Origin of the sequence: Bacillus salacetis, assembly GCF_003581585.1 — a bacterium.
Classification (GTDB): domain Bacteria; phylum Bacillota; class Bacilli; order Bacillales; family Bacillaceae_B; genus Rossellomorea; species Rossellomorea salacetis.
In genome coordinates this window covers 1-556 of the sequence record NZ_QXIR01000091.1, presented here as the reverse complement: position 1 = coordinate 556, position 556 = coordinate 1, and the positions used below count along the sequence as shown (strand labels likewise).

The window sequence follows — 556 nt, the reverse complement described above, 5'->3', positions numbered from 1 at the left end:
CATTTCAACAAGAAGTAGAAAGAGTCATTGCTCAAACAGTGTTAAGTGCTCAGGAGCTGAAGCAAGAAGAAGAGGCTCAAAGAAGGATGGAACACTTGAATCAAGAGCTATATGAGGCAGTAGATGAAGAACTGCATAAAGACGGACAAGATCATCAAAGGGTGGATGCCCTAAGTGAAAAGATAGTAAAACTGCACCAGCAGTTGAAAGACTTCTCTGACCGTAAAAAGCTAGCAGAGCATTATAGAAATGAATTAAAAGAGCTGAAGAAGGGAATCAAAAAGCTGCGTGATGAAAAGAATCTGGCATTCCCTGCGAACCTTTTTGAACAGTTCGTGGAAAAGGCTAAGGTCTATAAAGATGGTAGGATTGTGTACCAACTAAGCCTGGGCCTAGAGTGGTCAACGGATGAAAGATATGAAGATTACAAACAGCAGATTGCCATGGAAAGAAAAGCTGAAAGGCTCGCCAAACGAAAAGAAAAACAGGCAGCATTTTTAAGAGGGCCAGAGGTTACTGCCTTACTGGAATATTGTGAGGAGCCACGGAGATGGGG

1 protein-coding gene is annotated in these 556 nt (G+C 42.4%); it reads left to right on the top strand.

Translation table 11 applies throughout. The features are described 5' to 3' along the window. Nucleotides 1-556 (top strand): hypothetical protein (locus tag D3H55_RS24710; protein WP_168413252.1); only part of this gene is annotated, 556 nt, incomplete at both ends.